The organism is Bartonella sp. ML70XJBT (genome assembly GCF_028618425.1).
Lineage (GTDB): Bacteria > Pseudomonadota > Alphaproteobacteria > Rhizobiales > Rhizobiaceae > Bartonella.
Map to the genome: position 1 here is coordinate 1 of NZ_JAQISX010000062.1, position 2,997 is coordinate 2,997.

Consider the following 2,997-nt stretch of genomic DNA (forward strand, 5'->3'; position numbering starts at 1 on the left):
TCTTGATCACGAACTTTTGCGACCAAATCAATATCAGTGTCTATATCGCTTCCTTTCCATCCCTTTTCATCAGCGACTTCTCTATAAGTTTGAACGCTTTCATATTCCTGCTTTTGCAATGGGTCTTGTGTTAAATAGGCTATAACAAACTTTTCAAAAGCAGCTTGCTTATCCTCATCTGATATCGCTTGATCACGATAGGATTGTAAGAGAGAGCGTAAAGTGATTTTTTTATTATCAGACTTAAGAGATTGCAGCATATTATAACAGAGCTCCGTTTTAGTATGAGAGGGTTAATTCTTTTCAAAAGAATCAAAATGAAGCTTATTAAATCCATTTTGGACGAATTGAGAAAAAATGCAGAAAAATGCATAAAAACGGATAATTTTTTTCAAAAGGGGCTTTAAAAGGCTATTTATCCACAGCCTATGATGCATGGTTAGATCAGCACAGTAGTGAAATTTGCTATTTATTTCACATATCATTCAAGATAAATGCACTATGTATTTAAAAACATCAGAATGATCATTTTGATATGTTTTATGAATCATTAAAAATGTCACTTTTGTCAGTTCAATTTACTGACAGATAACTGACAAATATATATTGTTGATTGAATTTACGTGTTGTGTCTTAATAAGGGTTGTATCATTAAAATACTAACATATTGAAATATAATGTTTTTAATTTTTTATATCATTTAAAAAAATACTCTAGGGTCTAGAAACAACTGACTAAACTAACAAAAATGACAAAACTCTTTTTACAAAGCCACTCAGATCATTTGCTTTTGGAGAAAAGTTCCTTGATGAGAAGGTCATAAAAAAAGAAGCGTATTCTATTTAAAATAGGGTTTCTTAAAAGGGTTTCTTAAATTTCTCAAAACAATCTAAAAAAAATATTTAAAAGTTCAAATCATATCTTTAATTTGAATTATAAATACATTATTAGACTTTTGATATTAATCGTTTGACATTAATCAAAGGTTTATGATGATGAAGTTTTCTGTTTTACTTTGTTTGTTAATACTCACAGCTTGTGGTCCTATAACACATTTGAACGGAATTGTTGATCCAAACTACAAGGGAAGATTTCAAACGAAAAAGATGGTCATATTAGGTTTTGGCATGTCTATTTCTGAGCAAAAAGCACTTGAAGACACCTTTGAGAAATCGCTTGTTAAATACAATGTACAGATATTGAGAGAATTAGAACTTTTCCCTCCAACTCGTAATTATTCCTATAAAGAGAAAGGGAAAATTATAACAAATAAAGGCGCAGATGCACTCCTCATAGTTAGCGTTGATAATCGTGCTATATCGCAGACATATATCCCGCCAACATATCATCCGGGAACCTCTACAAGTACTATTTCGGAATTTGGAAACTTTGCTACCATAAAAACTGAGACGACACCAGGTTATGTGAGCGGTGGATATAATATTAATAAGCCCGGCATAAGTGTTAGTGTTTTACTTATTAACAATACAAAAAACAAAGAAGCCATATGGGTAGCAAACGGCACTAGCGATGGAAATGCTTTTGCATCGTTTTCTGATCTCATAGTAAACGTTGCTGAAACAACTGTTGAAAAACTAGCCAAAGAGGGTCTTATCGCCCCAAAGTAGAGTTAGGAAAATAGCAGCATAATCACGAATTTTAGCCACAAGGTTGATGCCAATGTCACACCCCTCCTCTTCACGCTCTTTAGCCTACTCACAGTAAATCTGAACTGTTTCGTGTTCTTTCTTTTGAATGAAGGCTTGCGTCAAATAAGCCTTTAAAGGTTTTCAAACATGGTTCCTAATTCACGGGGTGATGTTGCCTTTTCACGGTGGAACTCTAAAGGAGAGCGTAAAGTAACTTATTTATTATCAGACTTAATAGATTAAACAATATTGTAATAAACTCTATTGGCGCATGTTGTGATCAAAGACCATAAAGGGACGAAATGAGATCTATTAAATTGATTCAAAAGAAATATCGATAACAAAATAAGAAAAAACACACGAAAACCGATAAATTTCTTTAAATAAATTTTATAAATTATGCTTATCAGTAGCAGAATAGTGGAATTTGTTATTTATTTCACACATCATTCAAGACAAATGCACTATGTGCTTTTAAAATATCATAATAAGTATTTTGATAGGTTTTATATGTCATTAAAATTATCACTTTTTTCAGGTCAATTTATTGACAGAGTACTGATAAAAAACGATAAATATATACTATTGATTGTATTTATGAGTTCTATTTTCTCTATCAGGTATATTTATAAAATTATAACATATTGAAATATAGTGCTTTTTATTTTTTCTCATTTTAAAAAATAATATAGGGGCTAGAATGGACTGACAAAAATGATAAAACTCTTTTTACAAAGTCACTTAGATCATTTTCTTTTGGAAAAAAATACTTGATGAGAATGTTATATAAAGAGTTTTACGTGATTGTTTTAAAGACCTCAAAAAAGGTTGCTTTGCCCTCACAAATAACCAGATGTTTTGGATTGTCTTGGCTTAAATGCACAGCACCGCCCATAACAGATCCCAACATGGCTTTGGTTGGTTTGTGATCTGTTTTGCAGCCATTGGCTTGTAAAAAGGTTCTATGGATTGCAAAGGAACCAGCCCCCTTAACAAGAGCAACCAACGCGGGTAGTGTCATTCCTAATGGGTGTGGACATTTGCCGTGAAAGCGTAAATAAGGAAATAAGTCACAAGTAATCCCCCGCTTGCGTAAATAGGTTTCTGCTAAAGTATTTTTAATCGGTTGGCTTTGTTGCCAAATTGCTTTTGCTCTCTCTGCTTTCTGTTTTACACCTTTGAGATCAGCAGAAAACTGTTTTGAGAAAGAAAGCGTGTGATCATAAGTTTTATCAACAAAGGCTTGTTTCCCAAGCAAGCCAATTCTTCTAAGCGCTTGTATGATCTCTCTAAAAGAGCAGCCCGCATAACAAGTGAGTAAAAGACGCCCATCATGTCCATTGGCAAG

At 32.9% G+C, this 2,997-nt stretch carries 2 protein-coding genes and 2 pseudogenes; 1 reads left to right on the top strand and 3 read right to left on the bottom strand.

The window, feature by feature from the left end:
- The coding region (locus tag PVV65_RS09410; RefSeq protein ID WP_273789982.1) for a hypothetical protein at positions 1-260 on the bottom strand (260 nt) is incomplete at its 3' end.
- 735 nt (positions 261-995) lie between these two features.
- On the opposite strand from PVV65_RS09410, the gene PVV65_RS09415 reads away from it, so the two are divergent.
- Complete coding sequence (locus PVV65_RS09415) at positions 996-1,628, top strand: hypothetical protein (RefSeq protein WP_273789983.1); 633 nt, start codon at positions 996-998, stop codon at positions 1,626-1,628.
- A 9-nt stretch (positions 1,629-1,637) separates the two neighbouring features.
- On the opposite strand, the pseudogene PVV65_RS09420 reads toward PVV65_RS09415, so the two are convergent.
- Together PVV65_RS09420 and PVV65_RS09425 are read right to left on the bottom strand one after the other, a co-directional pair.
- A pseudogene (locus PVV65_RS09420) lies at positions 1,638-1,885 on the bottom strand (hypothetical protein); the annotation flags it as partial.
- A 590-nt stretch (positions 1,886-2,475) separates the two neighbouring features.
- Positions 2,476-2,997, bottom strand: a pseudogene (locus PVV65_RS09425) (virulence-associated protein E); the annotation flags it as partial.